We start from the raw sequence: 19,624 nt of genomic DNA on the forward strand, positions 1-19,624 counted from the left end.
TTATGCTCTCTGGGTCAGTCGTTTAAGCAGACTTTCTTTTGTAGGTTTTATAGCTTCACCAAGAAGCAGAGAGGTTATCTGACTAAAGCTGTTGCTGACAGGCATTTTCTGGGTATATATATTTTCTCCTCGCAATAGTGTCTTGCCCAGTTTAGGCTCAAACGGACAAACAACATCAACACTTTGATGTAGATATTTTTCTATTTCAGGAAGTTCAACCGTCGCACATTTCTCAGGCTTTGTATGATTAACAACAATGATACAGCGTGCTGTCGAGTTTTTTTCTTGAAGCACATTCATCACTCGAGTAGCGTCACGCAAGCTGGATACCGTAGGTTCAGTAACCAGCAAAACAACATCAGCCTGAGACGCAATATACTCTAAATCAGCCTTGCTGCTTGTCGATCCAGAAAGGTCTTCAATTATAAAGTTGGTTTGCGATGCTAGTTGAGCAGATAAAGTACGCGCATATTCTTTTAGCTGAGCATCGGATAGATCATCAGATTCAATCGCTAAAAGCGATAACATGCCATTCACTTTAGTTGCCATATTACTGGCATAGCCTGCATCTAAACTTGCGGTCAGTGCCCCAGGGGCAACCTCACGTTTTTTGAACTGTTTAAGTCCCAGCATAATATCCAGATTGCCGCCACTGAAATTATGGTCAACAATCACACATGAACTATTACGCTTTTCTGATAATTCTTTACTGAGTTCTGCAGTCAGCAACGAAACACCCACTCCACCTTTCGCACCCAATACGGCGACCTTTTTGGCACTTCGGTTTTTTCCCAATCCACTATTTCGCAGGCGGTTTTCGTTTACGTTGCGCACAAAATCAATTAGTTCAGTTTTTGTGATAGGCCAGAACAAATAGTAAAAACCCATCGCCTTAAGGTTACGAATCGTAGAAATCGCATCTTCACTGCCAATAACGATGACTGATGCACTGTTAGGCAATAGATGGCTAATGTGCTCCATATCCTTCGTCACATTACTGCTTTCATTCAGCTCCACCAGTACAATTTCAATGGTGGACTCACGAACGTGTTGACGAATATTGTCATCGTTATTATTGAGGATTGCCGGTGTCGTAATACCTTCAAAACGGAACGCTTCTTCAACCAACTCACGGCAGGCTTCCGTCTGATGAAATAACACCGAGGTAAGTTTTTCTTCTTTGGCTGGCTGCGTTTCTTTGTTTTTAAGTAAATCAACTAAATCAAACATGTATTCACTCACTTACAGACGTTGAAGTCACAGTGCTAGCCAACATTTTTTGTGGATTGACCATAGATGCCCATCGTGCATTCTCAGTAATACACCCATCAGCCGTACGTCCCATCATGCCTACACCCATTGGCTCACACAGCCCAACTCGAGCCGTATAACCTGTTGTTCCAAGTACAACATCAAATCTTGATGCTTCCCCAATACCCGGTATGACTTTGATTTGCTCTCGAGCTACACCTTTTTTTATAAACTGATTTTGAATTTGAGCCGCCAAGGTTTTTCCTCTTTGGCTTATCCATTGAATAGTTATCCCTTGCGAGAGCACGGCATGTCTGTGATCATTCCAAAAGGTATCCAGTAATAACTGAGAATCCGATGAACTTTTAATAGCGACAGAGTACGAAATGGGGAAAACGTCTACCGTCGTGCCATTACGTTCACCCACTTTTTCCGCACATCCCCCAACCAAAAGTAAAAGAAGCAACCATGAGCCTTTGACATTGATCATTTTTTAAATCCTCCAGTCGCTAACAACTCTTTAGCCCACTGCTCACCAGCACTCGGATAAGATTCTTCAAGCGCAAAAAATCGGCTCAGTGTTGTCGTTCTTTTCATCATTGGCAGTTGAACCTGAGAAGGATGAATTGGCTGAACGAGATTGACTGTGGCCACAATAATCAGCTCATTTTTATTACGCTGTGTTTGTGAATTTCGAAAAAGCGCACCAAGAATTGGAATATCACCAATGAATGGGACTTTCTTCAGGCTTTCTCTGTCTTCGGAGTTAAGCAACCCGCCAAGCACGAAGCTCTGTCCATCGCCCAGTTCTACTGTTGTCCTCGCACGGCGGGTTTTTAATGCTGGTAGGTTATAGGTATCATTTTCGTACTGAGTATCAAGAGAGCTCACTTCAGGAATAAGGGAGAGGGTAATCTTGTTGTCTTTTTTTACCTTAGCCATTAGCTCAAGACGTACGCCAAACTCTTTATAGGTGACATTCGTTCCACCATCGACGATAGTCACAACCGGTAACTCTCCTCCCACTAGGAAGCTTGCACTCTCGCCGGAGATAACCGACAAGTTAGGCTCTGCCAGCACCTGACCAACAGTGTCATCGCCGATAGCTGTAATGACTGTCATAATGTCAGAAGCACTGAAGCTTTTTAGTGGATTAACGAAAACCCCTGGCACATTGGCGCTAGTTCCGTATTGCACCCCAATCTGCTCTAAAAAGGATTGTGATACTTCAGCAATCGACAGCTTCACATTGACCTGTTTAGTTGCTGCCACCTCAATATTATTAACAATCCCCTTGTAAGTGGTTTGTTCCATAAAAGGAACCTCAACATCCTGCTCTGATATATTCCACTCATATTTTAATTTTTCGGCGCTTTTTTCCAACAACTCCCCGACCAATGCATAAATCTCATCTTTTTCCTGCTCAGTAGCCACTGTTCCATTCAGTACCACCTGATCACCGAGATTAAACAGGTCAACATTTGCATTGGGATACTTAACTGAGATGTACTGCTGTATTGTGCTCAGGCTTTTGTTTATCACCAGTTTGCGGCTTGCCAACGTACTACCTTGTTGATCAAAAATCAGCACTGAGCTGTGCCCCATCTTTTTGCCATAAACGACAACTTTACGTTTATCGATAACCTGATAGTCAGCAACCTCAGGGTCAGAGACAAAAACGGATGCAATATCTTGATTAACCGTAATAGTTTTTGCATCACCTTCAGCCATACTTATGACACTACCAGCATGGCCTGCCATTGAAACGACCATAAGGCTTACAGCAGTCAATAGTCGGCGAATTATCTTCCACATCACATTATCCCTATTTAATTATTGTTTTATTCGCGCGGTATTCGGTAATAGCCTTAAAATCCTGCAGTACATCTCCGGCGTCAGCATGAAGATCCAGGGGATTGTAACTACCTATAGATTTATGCACTTCAATGTCGGCAATTTTCTTGGCTACGGTCATTTTTACTGCCTGCTTTCGAGTAAGTTCCAAAATCAGAGTTACTTCTTCTGCTTCAGGTTGATTTCGCGTAGCTGAGATGACTGAACGCTTAACTTGAAGTACTTTGATGGCAGTTAAAATGGGTGTAATTGAAATAGATTGTTTAACCGCGCTATCAGCGTGTCCAACATTCACGGAGACTTTTCCCTTCGAACTAGTCAATGCCAACAGATCAATCAGGCTGCCATGATCAATCACTCCCCCCACCACAGCCGATGAGTCAACCGTTACTGGAAATGGCACGCGTTCAGGGGCTATTACATAGTCGATGTAACCGTCCTGTTTAGGCTCAATAATGTCATCTGAGGTGATGTATCCACCAGCTGTTAAAGATTGTCTGAATACGGTTCCCTGCTGCCAACTTAAATCAACATCACCGACAAAACCAAGTTCGTTGGCTTCTGACTCTGGTAAACGCTCTAACGCTAGCATCCGGCGCTCTATTCTCTCACCCGTTACAACATCTTGCTTCAAACGCCAGACTTGAATTTTTGGCTCCTCAGGCAGAGGTCTATCTTCAGTCTGTATTGGAACTGGTTGAGATAAGCTACCGGCCAAGCCATATAAGCCAAATAAAATGGCAGCGGCCGCCAGAGAAAAAATAATTTTAGTTCTCACAAATAATTCCTAAATCGACGCAGCTATACCCAGTAAACTGCCAATACAAATAGGCACCCCATAAGGGACGCCATACTGACTTTTAATACTTCTACAATTTTTTTCCAAAAACCACTGAGTACAACCAACCATGCCACCAAAGATAAGAATAGAAACTACGGTTAGCAGAAGATATTCTGGTGAAATAGCCACCGAGAAAGCTGCAAATAACTTTACATCTCCCGCTGCGATGGCTTTCAGTATGAACAGGACGAAGCCGATGAGAAAAATAGGAACGATATACACTGTAGCTGCATAATTGTCAGTTAAAAAGCAAAGCACGCTACAAACTGCAAAAACCGCGCAACATGAACGGTTAGAGATTATCCTACGAAGGACGTCCTGATAACAAATGTAAATAGAGATGGTGGCTAGCAGTAGCCACCACTCCAAAGAGTAATCACTCAAGCAATTAACCAGCTGAATTTGCTTTTGTAATATTACTTGAAATTGTGCTCATTGCGCCATCAAGCGCATCTTTAAGATCACCATTAAAAACAGCAAGTACAATTGCAGAAATAGCTACGCCAATAATCGCATATTCGATTGCTGTAACACCACGCTGATCGTTTTTAAAATTTTCCAGAGCGATTTGAGTTTTAATTGCCAGTTTAGTTAGCATTTTTTTTCCTTTTGGATGACGTTGTCAAATTTATGGCACATGCTAGTCGATAAACTGATGTTGTAAAGAATAGGTACTATAGGATTACATTATAGATTCATTGTTAATTTGTATAACAAAATTAACAAACGCCAATTAAAATATTAATTTCATATACTTACATTAACAATGATGTAATTAGTGATATTTAAAGTAAAATCAAACAATATTCTTTAAATATATAATGGTTTAAATCGTGCTTACGATCACACAAAAATACTTATTATATTCATTAACCACCGTTGAAAATTTATATAGCTCATGTTTAACCCAACCATATCTCACCCATAGTTATACCTAAAGGGAAATTATTCCTATTGAGTATTTTATTGATGTGATACTCATCCAGAAAACGTCACAAAACATTGATTCGAGTCACACTTTTTCCCCTTGCGACAAAACCGTACAATCGTTAATAATATTTAAACATTCTACCATTCCTTAGCTTTCTTAATTAATGTAACATCATGAGAATATTATTAATTATAGATTCTCATTGATTATATGAATCCTTGAACATAAAACATTAATGATAACAACCTTATAAATAAGAATAAAACTCATACAATGCAAACTAATTTAAAGCTTCAAGTGGACAGCATATTAGCGTTTGTTACGGTAGCCGAAGAAGGTTCATTCAGTGCCGCTGCAAGAAAGCTTAAAAAGTCTCAACCTTCTATTAGTGTGACAGTTCAGAATCTGGAGTCAGACTTAGGTTATAACCTGTTTGATAGAGTAAAAAACAAACCAGTATTAACGCACAAAGGAAAAGAACTATTTCAGGCGTCAAAATCATTAATCGAACAATATCAGGCATTAATAACAACTGCTGACACATTGGTTCGCTATGATAATAAACGTCTCGTTATTGGGATTGATCCCCTTGTCTGCTGTGAAAACTGTCAGTCCGTACTTTATAGTCTTTCTGATCGGTTCTCAGATCTTGAAATTGAAGTCTTACAACAGCCCAGTAGCATGTTGGCAGATAGCTTAGATCAAGGGATTATTAACATTGCTTTTGGGTTTCTTCAGCCTGAATTCGCGTCGAAGTTCGATCATATAGAAGTGAGCCAAATCAAATGCGCTTGGGCCGCTACACCAGAGTATTTTTCTCAATCCAGGCAATCCCATCACACACTCATTTTACATAATACTCTGGCCGATTTACGGCCTTATAGTCACAGCCGCTATCGAGTATGGAAGTTCGATCGCTTCAATTCAATCATCGAGCTATGCCTACAGGCTAAGGGACTGACCTATTTGCCGGAACACTATCTTTCTCACCATTTTAACTCTGGCCGTTTGGTACGAGTCTCTCAAAACGAACCACAGTCAGTAAAGCACCTTATGACATCCATTTTCTGGAGTCATAACATCCCTTTGACCAAAGAAGCAGCCTGGTTACTCGGTGAATTTAGAAAAATGAGAAATCACTGAAACCCTTAACAACTAAAACCCGCCAATGCGCAGACATTGGCGGGTTTTAGTTTAGTGGTTTGAGAATAAACGTTGAGGGTTAAGGGGGTTCAACGTTTAAAGCGCAGCGTTATACCGCCAGTTCACCACCGTCCTGACGACGAATGACGACAATCGATGCGCGAGCACGGACTGTGGTGCCATCGGGGGCGGCTTCAGCGGCATTGTCGCTGTATGGCCAGTTGCCTGGATGCTGGATTGATACAAACATCGAACGGTAATCAGGGCTGATGGTAAAACCAGTGACCTCGCAGCCATTCGGGCCGACAAAGAATCGTTTGAGTTCACCCTGATTGCCGCTGCCAATAGTTTGCTGATTACCGGCTTCATCCATCAGGTTGGATGGAACCACAGCCAGCATCTGGTCATTGGTATAACTGGTGACTTCTTTGGCGCCGTTGTCAGTCTGAATCCACAAAATACCGCGCTGATCGAAAGCCAGGCCATCCGGGCTGGCAAACTGGTTCATTTCATCCAATCCAGACAGGTTCACATCCGCAGTTGCGTCGGCAGATGAGCCAAAGACAAAGATATCCCAGCTGAAATCTGTGTGGTTTTCGGTTTCATCCCAGCGAATGACGTGGCCGAACTTGTTCAGCAATCGTGGGTTGGCCGGGTTAGTGCCGGTCTCTTCTGTACGCTTGGTGTTGTTGGTCAGTGTCAGGTACACAGAGCCGGTGATCGGATCCACCGCACACCACTCCGGGCGATCCATCGGTGTTGCCCCAACCAAATCTGCGGCACCTGCAGTGTTCAGGATGATGTCCGCCAACGTCGCGAAATGATCGGCCAGCATACCGCCGTCTTTGGTCAAGGCATCCAGTGTCAGCGGTAGCCATACGCCCTTACCGTCGGCATCAAAACGGGCAACATACAGCGTCCCGTCGTTCATGTACTTATCACCGGTAGCCAGACGGTCTGCAGGAGTTGCATCTGCCGCATCCCAAATCGCTTTCGAGACAAATTTGTACAGGTACTCGAATCGCGAGTCATGGCCCGAGTAAAACGTCAGCGGCTTGCCTTCTTCCAGTTTCCCGAAAGTACAACCTTCGTGACGGAAGCGCCCCAGCGCCGTACGTTTTACCGCGCGGGAGTTGGCGGTGTACGGATCAATCTCGACGATGTAACCATGGCCATTGGCTTCATGACGGTAATCGCTCAGTGCACTGCTGCCGGTTGGCGTGATATCAAAGCGACGGAATTCGTCCATTTGCTCGTCCGCGTGTCCGGCCAGGGTTTCCCAACGATAACGACCCGTTGCATCCGCACCAAGTGTGATACCGATACGTTCCTGATCGGCCGCCGCCGTTCCCTGATTCACAAAATATCCCGGCCAGTTTTCTTCGCAGGTCAGGTACGTCCCCCATGGGGTGTAGCCGTTGCCACAGTTGTTCAGGGTACCGCGCGCCTGGCTGCCGTCAGGTGAATAAGGAGTTACCAGATGCGAACTGTTCGCCAGCGGTCCGGCGATATCCATTGCCGTTGCCCCGGTATAGCGGCGGTTGCGGGCATCCTCTTTCACCACCCAGTTGCCGTTTTCCAGCGCGATATGAATAACGCTGACACCATGGGCAAAAATCTCTTTTCGTACCGCGTCAACATCAATACGGTCACCTTCGGCGTTAAACGTCGCATCGAAATCAGGATGCAGCTCAGCGGTCTCAATATATTCGTGATTGACGCAAAGCAGGCCTTCAGTCGCGCTGTCATTCAATGGGAAGAAATGCAGCCCGTCATGGTTCATGCCCACGGCATTCGCCTGATCAATCGCGGTGTTGCTGCCATCATTTTTCCAGTCCTGAGCAATGGTATTCAACGGGGTTCCCCAAGGCGCCAATACCTGAGCAGTATAGCCTTCTGCGACACTGACGGCATCCGTCAGCGAGCCCGGAATCGACTCAAATTTCAGTGATACGCGTGTCAGCGCGTCCGGCGTGTCGGTTGTGGTATTGCCGGAATCGGAGTTACAGCCGGTCAGTCCAAACGCTCCCATGGCCGCCATAGCGCTGAGGCCCATGCCCCCTTTCAGAATCTTGCGGCGGGAAACAAATGCATCCAGTACATCATCGAAGGTCGCGTTGTCACTTTTATTAAAACGAGTCGGGTTAAAAATTGCCTTGCTCATTGACTATCCTTGGCTGTCTTTAGTTTAGTGGTTGTTTTTAAACGCGCTAATCCTGAAGTGCCAAAGTGACAGCAGTATTGCCCTTTGATTAAAAGTGGAATAACAACATGTTGCATTGAGCATGTTGCAGCAAAGAGTCACGAGGTTCAGGAGAGCGCTTAACGCCCTCCCGTCGGACAATAAGGCCGGTTAAATGTCAGTTTGAGGTGTCTGAGACTGTCGAGCCAGCCCTTTCGCAATGATTCTGTCGACAATTCCGAACATGATGCTGTCCGGCGCAAAGCGGTTAATCAGGTAAATGATCTTCGCCCTGAACCCCGGAACCACCACGTGTTTTCGGGTGGCTAAGCCCGCGGCGATTTTCGAAACGGCCTCTTCTACCGTCAGCACCCCGGCCACCATTTTTTGTTCAAGGCAAATAGGGTCAATGGTCTGGTGCTCTTTTACCACCATAGGTGTGGATACTTCCGGCGGACAGATCACCGAAACATCGATGCCACGTGGCTTCAACTCCTGTCGCAACACTTTCGCCAGCCCCATCACACCAAACTTTGATGCACAATACGCCGCATAGGTATACACCCCGCTAACGCCTGCCATTGAAGAAATCATGGAGACATGCGCCCCCTTTTTCATGAACGGCAATACCGCACAGATAAAATTACGGGTGCCGAACAGATTGATCGCGACCACTTGCTCAAATTCAGACTGCGGCAGTTCAGTAAATCGTCCTGCCCGTAAGATTCCGGCGCAGTTGATAACCAGATCCGGGCTGCCCAGAGTATTAACCGCAGCCTCCACCTGCCCACTCAGTGATGCCATGTCACAAACATCAGCCTGCAAGCTGACAAGGTTTTGCGAAGCCCCCTGATACGGATACAGCTCTTCCAGCACAGATTCTGAAAATGACAGATCAAACAACGCAACGTTATGGCCACTTTTCAGGTAATGCTTCGCCAGTTGAAGACCTATACCGCTCGCTCCACCCGTAATAAAAATGTTTTTGCTCATCGATGATTCCTCGGAGAGTCAACAAGGCCGGCTCAAAACCGGCCTTTTATCAAAACGATAGAGGGGAGATTACTTCGTGGAGTAATCCGTTTGCGGTGGACGGATATACTTGGCCGGATCCAATCCATTGTCAGCGATGTGCTTTTCCAGAGTGGCAACGATAAAGTTAGCATCCAGCATGCCCAGATAGTTTCCTTCATCGTCAAAGTTGATGTTGGCTCCCTGAATAATCATGAGTGCTTCGGTCAGTTCTGTATTCGTTTCAGGTGTGATGAACTGATGAATTGAGCTGCCCGGTTCGTACAGGTAGCAACCTGCCGTTTGCGGCTGGTCCGGGTACTCTTTGTAATACCATTTACCCGACAGCGTCCAGAAGTGCACATTGCCGGTATGGTAGTGTGCCGGCAGCACCACACCCGGTTCAAACTGTACTCTCAGTGCCCAAACACCGTTGACCACATCAAGAAATTGCGGCTGAACATGCACCCCCGGTAAGAGGTCACGGTAAATCGGCAGGTCGTTATTGTTCAGGGTCAGTAGCTCATGGTGCTCATTCACTAAAAATGGAAATCCCATATTGCGTTCCTTTCTGTTCTTGTTGTCCAAATCATCATTCTCACAACAAGATTGAAACAAAATAGCAAACTTAGCATTGATAATTCACGCCAAGTTTTATACAAATACTGCCTGTGGTAATTATTCATACCGCAATGGCATTTTCCATTCATCGACAGACAGAAGGCTCAATAGCGTGGTTAAAACTAAAACATGTGCAAAAGCTAAAGCTGGAACACTGACTGAAAACAGGGTTTGAAACCAAGAGAGAAAGGATTCAGGGAAACGATGAAAAACTTATACATCCGCGGAGCAAACATCGCTCGGTTTGATCAGTTTGCCACTCAGCACCAGGTCAACCATCATGCCTTACTCAATGCGGTCGGGTTATCGGACGATGTGTTTTCCCACCCTGAAGCTCTGATTTCTTATCATCAGTTTTTGCGCCTCATTGAGCTTTCCCAACGCCACTTCTCCTGCCCACTGCTCGGGCTGGAATTCGGACTGTTTCAGAGCATTGCCGCTATTGGCCCGTTATTTCACCTCATAAACAACGCCCAAACCGTAGAACAGGCGCTAAGCGAGCTGATCAGCTATTTCCACTGGCATTCTCAGGGGGCTACCCTGCAGTTAACAGAAAAAGAAAATCAGATGTTGCTTTGCTATGAGCCCAGCATTTTCCTCGAGCAGCACGATCATGCGCAATGTACCGAAATAGCAATTGGTGTGGGGCTAAAATTGCTCCAGCTCTTCTTTGGTCATGCTTGGAAACCCAAGGCAATTTACATTCGTCACTATCCTCTGGCATCCGTCACGGAGTATCAGAAGTTGCTCCCTGTTACTCCTCATTTCAACGCTTTTCTGACCGGCATCGCGTTTGAGAAAAGTGCCCTGAAAACCACCCTGAACCATGCCGACCCGTCGCTGCACGCTCTGATAGAAAACCATGTCCACGCGCTGACCAATCTTACCGTTGAGGAGTTGCCGGACTATGTCCGCTATGTGCTCCATCACTTATTGCCTTCCGGAAAAAGCACAGTGGGCCAGGTAGCAAAATACATGATGCTCAGTCCCCGAACCCTGCAACGCTACTTGCAGGCTGAAGGCACGTCATTTCAGGCTATCCTGACAGAGACCCGGCAGCGGCTGGCGACACGTCATCTGACAGAATCCAACATGAGCATGGCTCAGCTAGCTGAATTATTGGGCTACAGTGACGCTTGCGCTTTCTCACGCGCTTTTGTGTCATGGTTTGGCATCGCCCCACGGCAGTGGCAACAACAAAATGCCGAGCGTAAATCACCCCGGATTCATTGTCGGCTACCTGCAATGCTCACCAAGCAGTGATTGCCTTGCGCACCACAAAAGCTCAGGAAAAACGCCTTGTTACGGCCCCTCCAAAAAAATTACCCACTTTAAAGGTATGGTTTAATCCGGTAGGCAGGGTAAAATATGTCGCTTTCATCTGCCAACTGTCGTTACCATGAGTAAAAAACCTGACAGAATCACCGCCATGCAGCAGATCATTGATGCGGTTAAAGAGGAATTTCCACTGTATCAGGATGATACTTTTGTCTGCGGACCGGATAACACCTGTGTCGGCTGCCCGAAAAAGTTAATGGAGCTTGTCGATTCTGAACTGTCTTACTGGCAGCACCAGCTCAACCGCGGCCTTCCGCCCACTTTCGACGAACTATACAGCTTTGGCAAACTGTGTAAAAACGTCCGCCGGGCACTGGTGAGAAATGGCAGGATTGCAGCGTAGAACGAACTAACGCCTGGTCAATGTTACGGGCGATCCGGCTTTCACATAGCGGGATAAATTAAAGACATCCCACTGATTTTTGACTGTCATTTTATTTACCTCAGCACCCGTTATCGTCCGCATTGTTTGCTTTAAAACCCGCTCGCACACTTTATGACTTACGGGTATCAACTTACTGGTATCCGCTTACTGCTCCCTTTCCTACCTATATTTTCTTTTCCTTTCTATGTTGCCTACCACAACGTCTCCCTTCGTGACAGGCCTCTTAAGTGTTTGCCATTATGGCAAAAGCACTGGTTTATACTTCCGTGGTTTTCTTCCTGCACTGCCAACATTTGTTCGATGTCAGAGGGAACGTCCATTTAGCCCCTCCCGTCTCCTCCCAATGAAGGCTCGCACCAAACTGTGATTAAAACATCGAAAAAGGGACAAAATCACCGTCACATTTTATCAGGTTGGCAGAATTACAAAGGTGGAGGACTTTCCAGGCTGCGATGATGACAAGGCTTAATACAAATCATCAACTGCTGCCAAAGTTACTGACCACCAACAACAGGCAGCGGAATAAAGACAAAAGTGTTTGGAGGATCCATGTCCGCTACCCGTACCCCACTGAAACTCATACTAGCGACATCTTTATTGCTACCACTGAGCAACGTCGCGCAGGCAGCAACGGTATTAAAACTGGCTTATGCCGAGAATAGCCAGCCTGTTAAAGAAGCGCTGCAATATATCGGCAAGGCTGTATCCGAGAAAACCAAGGGCGAAGTCACCATTCAGTATTTTCCCGACAGCCAACTGGGGGGCGAGCGAGAATTGGTGGAAATGGCACAAGTTGGTGCCATCGATCTCACCAAAGTGTCATCCGGTTTGCTGGAAAGCTTTTCACCCTATTACGGTGTCTTTTCATTACCTTACCTGTTTGAAAACCAAGAGGCCTTCTACAAGGTGATGGACAACCCGGACATTATGACCCCGGTTTACCAATCTACCGCCGGACAGGGTTTTACCGGTGTGGGTTGGTACGATTCAGGTGCACGTAGCTTCTACATGAGTAAAGGTCCCATCAAGACCGTTGATGACTTGAAAGGGAAAAAAATTCGGGTAATGCAAAGTGAAACCTCCATTAACTCGATGAAACTTCTTGGCGCGTCCCCGATCGCGATGAGTCAGGCTGAAGTCTATACCTCGCTGCAACAAGGCATCATCGATGGTGCTGAAAATAATGAATTTGCCCTCACTATTGCCCGCCATGGTGAAGTTGCAAAACATTACAGCTACGACATGCACACCCGCATTCCTGACATCATCGTAATGAGCAATCTGACCACCAGCAAACTCACGCCTGAACAGATGTCTGCGCTAAACGAAGCCATTCAGGAATCCATTGAGGTAGAAAAAAGCGCCTGGCAGAAAGAAATGAAGAAAACACGTGAACTGGCTCAATCCCAGTTTGGCGTTGAGTTCTATGACATTGACACTAGCCCGTTCAAAGCCGCCGTTCAGCCTATTTACGACCAGCTCCAAAATAAACCTGAACTTTATCAGTTGTTCCAACAAATCAGTCAGGTCAACTAAGCGTACCATGCTGCAGAAGGCCAGGCTGCCTGTCAGCCTGAGGCCTTCTCTGCACCAATATGGTCAGAGGTTATTATGAAAAAACTTAGACACTGGCTGGACCGAACCATAGAGATGTTCAGCTGTAGCCTTATCTGTGTCATGGTTCTGATTGCTTGTTGGCAGGTAATCAGTCGCTATGTATTTAACACGCCCAGTACATTCTCCGAAGAGTTCCTGCGCTTCTCGCTAGTCTGGCTCTCTGTCATCGGGCTGGCCTATGTTGCTGGAAAAAGTGAGCATATCAGCCTGACACTGTTTCTCGACAAGTGCCCTCAATCACTAACCACTTACTGGCAGATTGCCATTCAAGTGGTATTCATACTGTTCTCCGCCTACATCCTAGTCATAGGCGGCTGGAAAGTCTCATCCAATGCCATGCTGCAAATCTCTCCAGTTCTGCAATTGTCTATGGGCAAGGTCTATTACGCCCTGCCACTCTCCGGCGTACTGACAATTCTTTACTGCCTGCTCAATATTTCCGATCTGATTACTTCATTACGAGCAGCAGCATCAGACACGCCTGTATCCAATGAACTGGCAGGAGGTCGCTATGATTGATCCCGTCATCGCCTCTGCCATGTTGGTCGGGGTGTTTGTGCTGTTACTCGTCTTGGGTACCCCGATAGGGTTGTGTATCGTCATCGCTTCCGGAAGCACCCTGATGCTGGTATTGCCCTTCGATATCGCGATGTTCACCACCGCCCAAAAAATGTTCTCCAGCCTTGACAGTTTTGCCCTACTGGCTGTGCCGTTTTTTATTCTGTCCGGCGTCATCATGAATAATGGCGGCATTGCGACCCGTCTGGTCAGCTTCGCTAAGCTTTTCACCGGTCGCATTCCAGGCTCTCTGTCCTATACCAACATTGCCGGAAATATGATGTTCGGCGCAGTATCAGGGTCTGCCATCGCAGCCTCCACGTCTATCGGTGGTGTAATGATTCCGATGAGTGCTAAAGAAGGCTATAACCGTAACTTTGCCTCAGCAGTCAATATCGCCTCAGCTCCAACCGGTATGCTAATCCCGCCGACAACAGCCTTTATTCTCTATGCCTTGGCCAGTGGCGGGACGTCCATCGCGGCCTTGTTTGCCGGAGGTCTCGTTGCCGGCAGCTTATGGGGAATCGGATGCATGGCTGTGACCTATGTTGTGGCGAAGCGCAATAACTACCGTAATTTCTTTTCGCTGCAAAAAGGGATGGCACTGAAAGTCACCCGCGATGCGTTGCCCAGCCTGCTGCTAGTCGTGATTATTGTCGGCGGGATCGTACAAGGAATTTTCACTGCCATCGAAGCGTCGGCCATTGCAGTGGTGTATACCGCGTATCTGACGCTCATTCTTTATAAAACGCTGACGTTGAAAGACCTTCCCAAAATATTGATTCAGACTTTCATCATGAGCGGCGTAATCATGTTCTTGCTGGCTACTTCTTCGGCAATGTCATTTGCCATGTCGATGACAGGTATTCCCGGCGCATTAAGCCAGATGATTCTCGGAATTTCCGACAACCCGGCCATCATCCTGCTGGTTGTCACACTGTTCATGTTAGTCGTCGGCGCCTTTATGGATATTGGCCCTGCAATCCTCATTTTTACGCCGATTTTACTGCCCATTGTGCAGAAGATCGGGGTTGACCCCGTCCATTTCGGCATCCTGATGGTCTTTAACCTTGCCATTGGCACCATCACGCCACCGGTCGGTAGCGGTTTGTACGTGGGCGCCAGTGTCGGACAGGTAAAAGTCGAACATCTGATTAAACCCTTACTGCCATTTTATGCCGCGATCATCGTGATGTTGTTGCTCATCACCTATATCCCGGATCTCACCCTGTTTCTGCCAAAACTGCTTGGCGTAATGTAATTTATTTCTGAGGACGTTATGAACGTATTTCCCGTAAAACACAGTGATCTTCTTCGTCGGGTTGAACGCCCCCATCCACGCAAAGTGATTGTTGATAAAATCACCAGCCTGATTAACAACCTAATCAATATTCAAGATGAAACCGGTGAATTTCTGCTGCATCTTGATGATGGCCGAACCATTGATACCAAAGGTTGGGCAGGCTGGGAATGGACCCATGGTATTGGCCTTTACGGCATGTATAAATACTATCAGCAGACAAACGACCAGAGCGTGCTGAACATCATTGATGAATGGTTTGAAGACCGGTTTGCCGAAGAGCAAGCCACAAAGAACGTGAATACAGTCTGCCCATTTCTGACACTGGCATACCGCTTCGAAGACACCAAAGACCAGTCCCTCATACCTTACCTGGAAACCTGGGCGGATTACGTGATGTACCAGATGCCACGCACAGCAAGCGGAGGTATCCAGCACATTGTCTACAACAGTGAAAACCCGCAGCAAATGTGGGATGACACCCTGATGATGAGTGTCATGCCGCTGACAAAAATCGGCCTGTTGCTCAACCGTCCGGAATATGTTGAAGAAGCGAAATACCAGTTCCTGACCCATATTCAGTATCTGATGGATCGTGACACCGGCACCTGGTTCCACGGCTGGACTTTCGATGGTAACCATAATTTTGCCAATGCACGCTGGGCTCGTGGCAACAGCTGGGTCACCATTGTAATCCCGGATTTTCTGGAACTGCTGGATTTACCTGAACACGACGCTTACCGTCGCCACCTTATCCATATTCTTAATCGACAGGTGGAGGCACTGGCCCGCTACCAGCAAGCAGGAGGCCTTTGGTGCACCCTGCTGGATGATGAAGGCTCGTACGTTGAAGCCTCTGCGACCGCAGGATTTGCTTACGGCATTCTTAAAGCAGTACGAAAACGCTATATCGATCCGAAATACGCTGACATAGCCCATAAAGCCGTCGATGCTCTGGTCAGCGACTTCATCAGTGATTCGGGCGAACTACTCAATGTCTCGTTTGGCACCGCGATGGGGGATGATCTCGACTATTATCGTCAAATTCCACTCACATCTATGCCATACGGGCAGGCAATGGCAATTTTATGCCTGTCGGAATACCTGCGAACCTATCTTTGATACCTCTGGATACACGCCGTTTGCCCCACCTCTGGTGGGGCTTTTTTCGGCCGCTCATCTGCGCATCACGACTTCGATTTAATAACAATCATAATCAATAACCCTTCTGAATTCCTTTGTTAACCCACCGCAACAAGCACCAAATCGCTTAAAACAGGCAAGTGTGATGTAACGCACGCGGATATCGATAAAACTGACATTTCACCGTCTAAACCGGTCGTTTTTTTAAGTCTGACCTTCGCCGCTTTTCTGATAATGAGCCCATGAACGATACTCAGGAAATCCTTATGACCAATCAAGTGATTGCTATCGACATCGGCGCCTCCAGCGGTCGGATTATGGTCGCCACATTGGACGGCAAACGACTCTCATTGCAGGAAGTACACCGTTTTCCTAACCGACTGTGTCACCGAAATAATCAGGTATGCTGGGATACGGATGCGCTACTCGCTGAAATTTATCTCGGTATTCAGCACGTCCTCGACGCGGGCATTACGCCAGCGTGTATCGGCATAGATACGTGGGGAGTCGATTTTGTTTTACTGGATAAAGAAGGGCATCGCCTGGGTCAGGCTGTGTCTTACCGCGATAGCCGCACAGACGGTGTCATGGATGCATTTCTTGCAGAGCACCAGAATAAAGCAGAAGTGTATACCGAGACCGGCATACAGTTCTTGCCATTCAATACCCTGTATCAGCTTGCTGCCTTGCTCAACCCTGACTTACTTCCCCTTGAATCAGCGTCTTATCGCGGGACCCGTACTGCACCTGAGTGGCTGGGCGAAGTGGCGACTCTGCTGTTTATTCCGGATTACCTCAACTTCCGTCTAACCGGGGTCAAACACTGTGAATATACCAACGCTTCCACCAGCCAATTGCTAGGCAGCAACTCCCGGCAGTGGAGTTCGGCCTTGTTGGACAAAATCGGGGCACCGTCCCACTGGTTTCTGCCGCCACAACAGCCAAATCAGATTATTGGGCACTATCAAACCCAGGATAAAGAACGTCAGTCTCATCAGATACCCGTAGCGTCTATTGCCAGCCACGATACCGCCTCAGCGGTCGTTGGTACACCACTATCAGAGACCGGCGCCGTGTATCTGTGCTCTGGCACCTGGTCGCTCATGGGTCTTGAGCGTGCGGCACCAATCATCAATGCACTTTCACTCAACGCGAATATCACCAACGAAGGTGGCAGTGAAGGCCGGTACCGAGTGCTGAAAAATATCATGGGCATGTGGCTGATCCAGCGCTTGCAACAACAGTACCCGGCTTACAGTTTTTCCGATCTGGCTGCATTAGCAAAACAGGCACCAGCATTTGCTTACCTGATCAACCCTGACGACAAGCGTTTCCTGCATCCAAACAACATGGAACAGTCGATCATTGACTACTGTCTGGATACCGGCCAGGGCGCACCTGGTTCTTTGGGACAGATCGTCCGTTGCATCTATGACAGCCTGGCTCTACGTTACCGTCAGGTATTTTTGGAATTACAGCACCTGTCAGACTCACCACTGTCACACATCCACATCGTCGGTGGCGGAGCTCAAAACCATTTTCTCAATCAGTTATGTGCTGATATTTGTGAGGTGCCCGTGTGCGCCAATCCTACCGAAGCCTCTGCCATCGGGAATGCGCTTGGCCAGCTGGTTGCCATTGGCCGAATTGCCAACATATCGGAAGGTCGCTGCATCGTCCGCCAGTCATTTGAATTAACACAGTATTCTCCGAACGCCATTGCGGGGCTTAAACCTGCCATCACCTGTTTCGAACAATTAACTCAAACTCAGTAAAGGAAGTCACCATGCCAGTCACCGCGACCAGCACTCTGTCACCAACTCATGCCATTGAAACGGCCTATCAGTTAGCCCAAAACCACTTTGCGAAGCTCGGTATTGATACCGACAGCGTAATTCAGGCTGTTGATAACATCCCTATTTCTATTCACTGTTGGCAAGGCGATGATGTACGAGGATTTGAAAACCCGGATCAGACCTTGAGCGGCGGCATTCAGGCCACCGGTAATTATCCCGGACGAGCCCGTACCCCAGAGGAATTACGTCAGGATCTCAATCAGGCATTCAACCTGATTCCCGGTTGCAAACGCCTGAACCTGCATGCGCTTTATCTGGAAGCCGATGAACCGGTATCGCGCGATCACATTCGCCCGGAACACTTTGCAAACTGGGTCGAATGGGCCAAAAAAACCGGTACCGGACTCGACTTTAACCCATCCTGTTTTTCACACCCGCTGAGTGAAGATGGTATGACCCTGTCTCATCCCGACCCTGTCATTCGCCGATTCTGGATTGACCACTGCAAAGCCAGTCGCCGCATCTCTGAGTACTTTGGCAAAGAACTGGGTACCCCGTCGGTGATGAACATCTGGGTTCCAGATGGCATGAAGGATTTACCCTACGACAGACTGGGACCACGACAGCGGTTGATGGCTTCCCTGGATGAAATCATCGCCGAGCCTATTGATGTGAAATACCACAAAGATGCGGTCGAGAGTAAGCTCTTTGGCATTGGTGCCGAAGCCTACACCGTTGGCAGCAATGAATTTTATCTCGGTTACGCCAGTTCGCGAGACATCCTGCTGTGCCTCGATGCTGGCCACTTTCATCCGACCGAGGTCATAAGTGACAAGATCAGCGCCTGCTCTTTGTATGTCAAAGAGTTTCTGCTTCATGTCAGCCGACCAATCCGTTGGGACAGCGACCACGTCGTACTGCTTGACGATGAAACCCAGGCGATTGCCAATGAGGTTGTCCGTCATCAACTACTCAACCGGGTAAATATTGGGCTGGATTTCTTCGATGCCTCAATCAACCGGATTGCGGCCTGGGTCATCGGCACCCGCAACATGCGAAAAGCCCTGCTCAAGGCCATGCTGGAACCTCAGCACCAGCTTCAACATGCCGAGATTGATGGCGACTACACCGCTCGCCTCGCCTGGATGGAGGAATCACGCACCGCCCCCTGGTCTGCCGTTTGGGACTATTACTGCCATCAGCAGGGCGTACCCGTAGGTATCGACTGGTTGCAGCATGTTAAAGCGTATGAAGAAACCATATTGCGTCACCGCGAAGGCTAACCCGATTCAGCAAAAGGCAGAAAAAGATGACTCAGCAACAAAGTCAGCGACCAAAATTGCGGCTGGCATCGGTGATGCAGCTCAAACCCGGCACAGAACAAACATACAAAGAACGCCATAACGCACTCTGGCCAGAAATGGCCACTTTGCTGAAAACCCATGGTGCCCATCAGTATTCGATTTTTCTCCATCCGGAGACATTACAGCTGTTCGCCTACCTGGAAGTGGACGATGCCGCTCGATGGCAGGCTATCGCCGACAGCGAGGTGTGTCAGCGATGGTGGTGTTATATGTCGGACATCATGCTCGTCAATGACGACTTATCTCCGAAACACACCTCACTAACCGACATGTTTTATTTTGAGTGACG

The 19,624-nt window shown here is 47.4% G+C and carries 19 protein-coding genes; 10 read left to right on the forward strand and 9 right to left on the reverse strand.

Annotated features, from left to right (window positions below; translation table 11 throughout):
* The 6 genes from PGW97_RS23235 to PGW97_RS23260 are packed head-to-tail and all read right to left on the reverse strand — an operon-like array spanning position 1 to position 4,544.
* The gene (locus PGW97_RS23235) at positions 1-1,230 is read right to left on the reverse strand and encodes an AAA family ATPase (RefSeq protein ID WP_217393712.1); all 1,230 of its coding nucleotides are present in this window, start codon (positions 1,228-1,230) and stop codon (positions 1-3) included.
* A gap of 4 nt (positions 1,231-1,234) precedes the next feature.
* Complete coding sequence (locus tag PGW97_RS23240; protein WP_217393710.1) at positions 1,235-1,741, reverse strand: hypothetical protein; 507 nt, start codon at positions 1,739-1,741, stop codon at positions 1,235-1,237.
* Complete coding sequence (locus PGW97_RS23245) at positions 1,738-3,024, reverse strand: type II and III secretion system protein family protein (RefSeq protein ID WP_254463273.1); 1,287 nt, start codon at positions 3,022-3,024, stop codon at positions 1,738-1,740. Before PGW97_RS23245 ends, PGW97_RS23240 begins: the two co-directional genes overlap by 4 nt.
* Before the next feature lie 52 nt (positions 3,025-3,076).
* The gene (gene cpaB, locus PGW97_RS23250; protein WP_217393706.1) at positions 3,077-3,883 is read right to left on the reverse strand and encodes a Flp pilus assembly protein CpaB; all 807 of its coding nucleotides are present in this window, start codon (positions 3,881-3,883) and stop codon (positions 3,077-3,079) included.
* Positions 3,884-3,892: 9 nt separating this feature from the next.
* Positions 3,893-4,330, reverse strand: a complete 438-nt coding sequence (locus PGW97_RS23255) for an A24 family peptidase (protein ID WP_217393704.1) — start codon at positions 4,328-4,330, stop codon at positions 3,893-3,895.
* 4 nt (positions 4,331-4,334) lie between these two features.
* Positions 4,335-4,544: a Flp family type IVb pilin gene (locus PGW97_RS23260; protein WP_217393702.1), complete on the reverse strand. Its 210-nt coding sequence runs from the start codon at positions 4,542-4,544 to the stop codon at positions 4,335-4,337.
* Between the two features lie 606 nt (positions 4,545-5,150).
* Between PGW97_RS23260 and PGW97_RS23265 the strand changes: the two genes are divergently transcribed.
* Positions 5,151-6,020 carry a LysR family transcriptional regulator gene (locus PGW97_RS23265; RefSeq protein WP_273859978.1) on the forward strand — a complete coding sequence of 290 codons (870 nt, stop codon included), beginning with the start codon at positions 5,151-5,153 and terminating at the stop codon, positions 6,018-6,020.
* A 109-nt stretch (positions 6,021-6,129) separates the two neighbouring features.
* Here the strand turns inward: PGW97_RS23265 and PGW97_RS23270 are convergent, their stop codons facing one another.
* The 3 genes from PGW97_RS23270 to PGW97_RS23280 all read right to left on the reverse strand — a co-directional run bounded on the left by PGW97_RS23270 (position 6,130) and on the right by PGW97_RS23280 (position 9,771).
* Positions 6,130-8,184, reverse strand: a complete 2,055-nt coding sequence (locus PGW97_RS23270) for a PhoX family protein (RefSeq protein WP_273859979.1) — start codon at positions 8,182-8,184, stop codon at positions 6,130-6,132.
* A 189-nt stretch (positions 8,185-8,373) separates the two neighbouring features.
* A complete protein-coding gene (locus PGW97_RS23275; RefSeq protein ID WP_217393696.1) occupies positions 8,374-9,195 on the reverse strand; it encodes an SDR family NAD(P)-dependent oxidoreductase in 822 nt (273 codons plus the stop codon).
* A gap of 69 nt (positions 9,196-9,264) precedes the next feature.
* Positions 9,265-9,771 (reverse strand): 2,4'-dihydroxyacetophenone dioxygenase family protein, encoded by a 507-nt coding sequence (locus PGW97_RS23280; protein WP_047886277.1) that lies wholly within the window; start codon positions 9,769-9,771, stop codon positions 9,265-9,267.
* Between the two features lie 267 nt (positions 9,772-10,038).
* Here PGW97_RS23280 and PGW97_RS23285 point away from each other — a divergent pair, with 267 nt between their 5' ends.
* The 9 genes from PGW97_RS23285 to rhaM all read left to right on the forward strand — a co-directional run bounded on the left by PGW97_RS23285 (position 10,039) and on the right by rhaM (position 19,622).
* Complete coding sequence (locus PGW97_RS23285) at positions 10,039-11,097, forward strand: AraC family transcriptional regulator (RefSeq protein ID WP_273859980.1); 1,059 nt, start codon at positions 10,039-10,041, stop codon at positions 11,095-11,097.
* A 136-nt stretch (positions 11,098-11,233) separates the two neighbouring features.
* Entirely contained in the window at positions 11,234-11,515 is a 282-nt protein-coding gene (locus PGW97_RS23290) for a hypothetical protein (protein WP_273859981.1), read from the forward strand.
* Positions 11,516-12,106: 591 nt separating this feature from the next.
* Complete coding sequence (locus PGW97_RS23295) at positions 12,107-13,093, forward strand: TRAP transporter substrate-binding protein (protein ID WP_047886279.1); 987 nt, start codon at positions 12,107-12,109, stop codon at positions 13,091-13,093.
* 75 nt (positions 13,094-13,168) lie between these two features.
* Complete coding sequence (locus tag PGW97_RS23300) at positions 13,169-13,693, forward strand: TRAP transporter small permease (RefSeq protein ID WP_273859983.1); 525 nt, start codon at positions 13,169-13,171, stop codon at positions 13,691-13,693.
* Positions 13,686-14,993: a TRAP transporter large permease gene (locus PGW97_RS23305; RefSeq protein WP_207103863.1), complete on the forward strand. Its 1,308-nt coding sequence runs from the start codon at positions 13,686-13,688 to the stop codon at positions 14,991-14,993. The genes PGW97_RS23300 and PGW97_RS23305 overlap by 8 nt, the downstream gene beginning before the upstream one ends.
* Before the next feature lie 18 nt (positions 14,994-15,011).
* The gene (bglB, locus tag PGW97_RS23310) at positions 15,012-16,154 is read left to right on the forward strand and encodes a beta-galactosidase BglB (protein ID WP_207103864.1); all 1,143 of its coding nucleotides are present in this window, start codon (positions 15,012-15,014) and stop codon (positions 16,152-16,154) included.
* A gap of 287 nt (positions 16,155-16,441) precedes the next feature.
* Positions 16,442-17,950, forward strand: coding sequence for a rhamnulokinase (gene rhaB / locus PGW97_RS23315; RefSeq protein WP_273859984.1), 1,509 nt, complete (start codon positions 16,442-16,444; stop codon positions 17,948-17,950).
* A gap of 11 nt (positions 17,951-17,961) precedes the next feature.
* A complete protein-coding gene (locus tag PGW97_RS23320; protein WP_217392050.1) occupies positions 17,962-19,254 on the forward strand; it encodes an L-rhamnose isomerase in 1,293 nt (430 codons plus the stop codon).
* 26 nt (positions 19,255-19,280) lie between these two features.
* Complete coding sequence (gene rhaM / locus PGW97_RS23325; RefSeq protein WP_207103866.1) at positions 19,281-19,622, forward strand: L-rhamnose mutarotase; 342 nt, start codon at positions 19,281-19,283, stop codon at positions 19,620-19,622.
* Positions 19,623-19,624: the final 2 nt, after the last annotated feature.

The sequence above is a fragment of the Photobacterium sp. GSS17 genome, from assembly GCF_028621875.1.
In the GTDB taxonomy this organism is placed as follows: domain Bacteria; phylum Pseudomonadota; class Gammaproteobacteria; order Enterobacterales; family Vibrionaceae; genus Photobacterium; species Photobacterium ganghwense.

What these genes read in the sequence shown, in the direction of transcription:
- PGW97_RS23260 (WP_217393702.1), bottom strand. Translation starts at nt 4,544, where the DNA reads ATGCTAACTAAACTGGCAATTAAAACTCAAATCGCTCTGGAAAATTTT.
- PGW97_RS23320 (WP_217392050.1), top strand. Translation starts at nt 17,962, where the DNA reads ATGCCAGTCACCGCGACCAGCACTCTGTCACCAACTCATGCCATTGAA.
- PGW97_RS23280 (WP_047886277.1), bottom strand. Translation starts at nt 9,771, where the DNA reads ATGGGATTTCCATTTTTAGTGAATGAGCACCATGAGCTACTGACCCTG.
- PGW97_RS23275 (WP_217393696.1), bottom strand. Translation starts at nt 9,195, where the DNA reads ATGAGCAAAAACATTTTTATTACGGGTGGAGCGAGCGGTATAGGTCTT.
- PGW97_RS23270 (WP_273859979.1), bottom strand. Translation starts at nt 8,184, where the DNA reads ATGAGCAAGGCAATTTTTAACCCGACTCGTTTTAATAAAAGTGACAAC.
- bglB (WP_207103864.1), top strand. Translation starts at nt 15,012, where the DNA reads ATGAACGTATTTCCCGTAAAACACAGTGATCTTCTTCGTCGGGTTGAA.
- PGW97_RS23235 (WP_217393712.1), bottom strand. Translation starts at nt 1,230, where the DNA reads ATGTTTGATTTAGTTGATTTACTTAAAAACAAAGAAACGCAGCCAGCC.
- PGW97_RS23245 (WP_254463273.1), bottom strand. Translation starts at nt 3,024, where the DNA reads ATGGTCGTTTCAATGGCAGGCCATGCTGGTAGTGTCATAAGTATGGCT.
- PGW97_RS23290 (WP_273859981.1), top strand. Translation starts at nt 11,234, where the DNA reads ATGAGTAAAAAACCTGACAGAATCACCGCCATGCAGCAGATCATTGAT.
- PGW97_RS23295 (WP_047886279.1), top strand. Translation starts at nt 12,107, where the DNA reads ATGTCCGCTACCCGTACCCCACTGAAACTCATACTAGCGACATCTTTA.
- PGW97_RS23240 (WP_217393710.1), bottom strand. Translation starts at nt 1,741, where the DNA reads ATGATCAATGTCAAAGGCTCATGGTTGCTTCTTTTACTTTTGGTTGGG.
- PGW97_RS23285 (WP_273859980.1), top strand. Translation starts at nt 10,039, where the DNA reads ATGAAAAACTTATACATCCGCGGAGCAAACATCGCTCGGTTTGATCAG.
- rhaB (WP_273859984.1), top strand. Translation starts at nt 16,442, where the DNA reads ATGACCAATCAAGTGATTGCTATCGACATCGGCGCCTCCAGCGGTCGG.
- PGW97_RS23305 (WP_207103863.1), top strand. Translation starts at nt 13,686, where the DNA reads ATGATTGATCCCGTCATCGCCTCTGCCATGTTGGTCGGGGTGTTTGTG.
- PGW97_RS23300 (WP_273859983.1), top strand. Translation starts at nt 13,169, where the DNA reads ATGAAAAAACTTAGACACTGGCTGGACCGAACCATAGAGATGTTCAGC.
- PGW97_RS23265 (WP_273859978.1), top strand. Translation starts at nt 5,151, where the DNA reads ATGCAAACTAATTTAAAGCTTCAAGTGGACAGCATATTAGCGTTTGTT.
- rhaM (WP_207103866.1), top strand. Translation starts at nt 19,281, where the DNA reads ATGACTCAGCAACAAAGTCAGCGACCAAAATTGCGGCTGGCATCGGTG.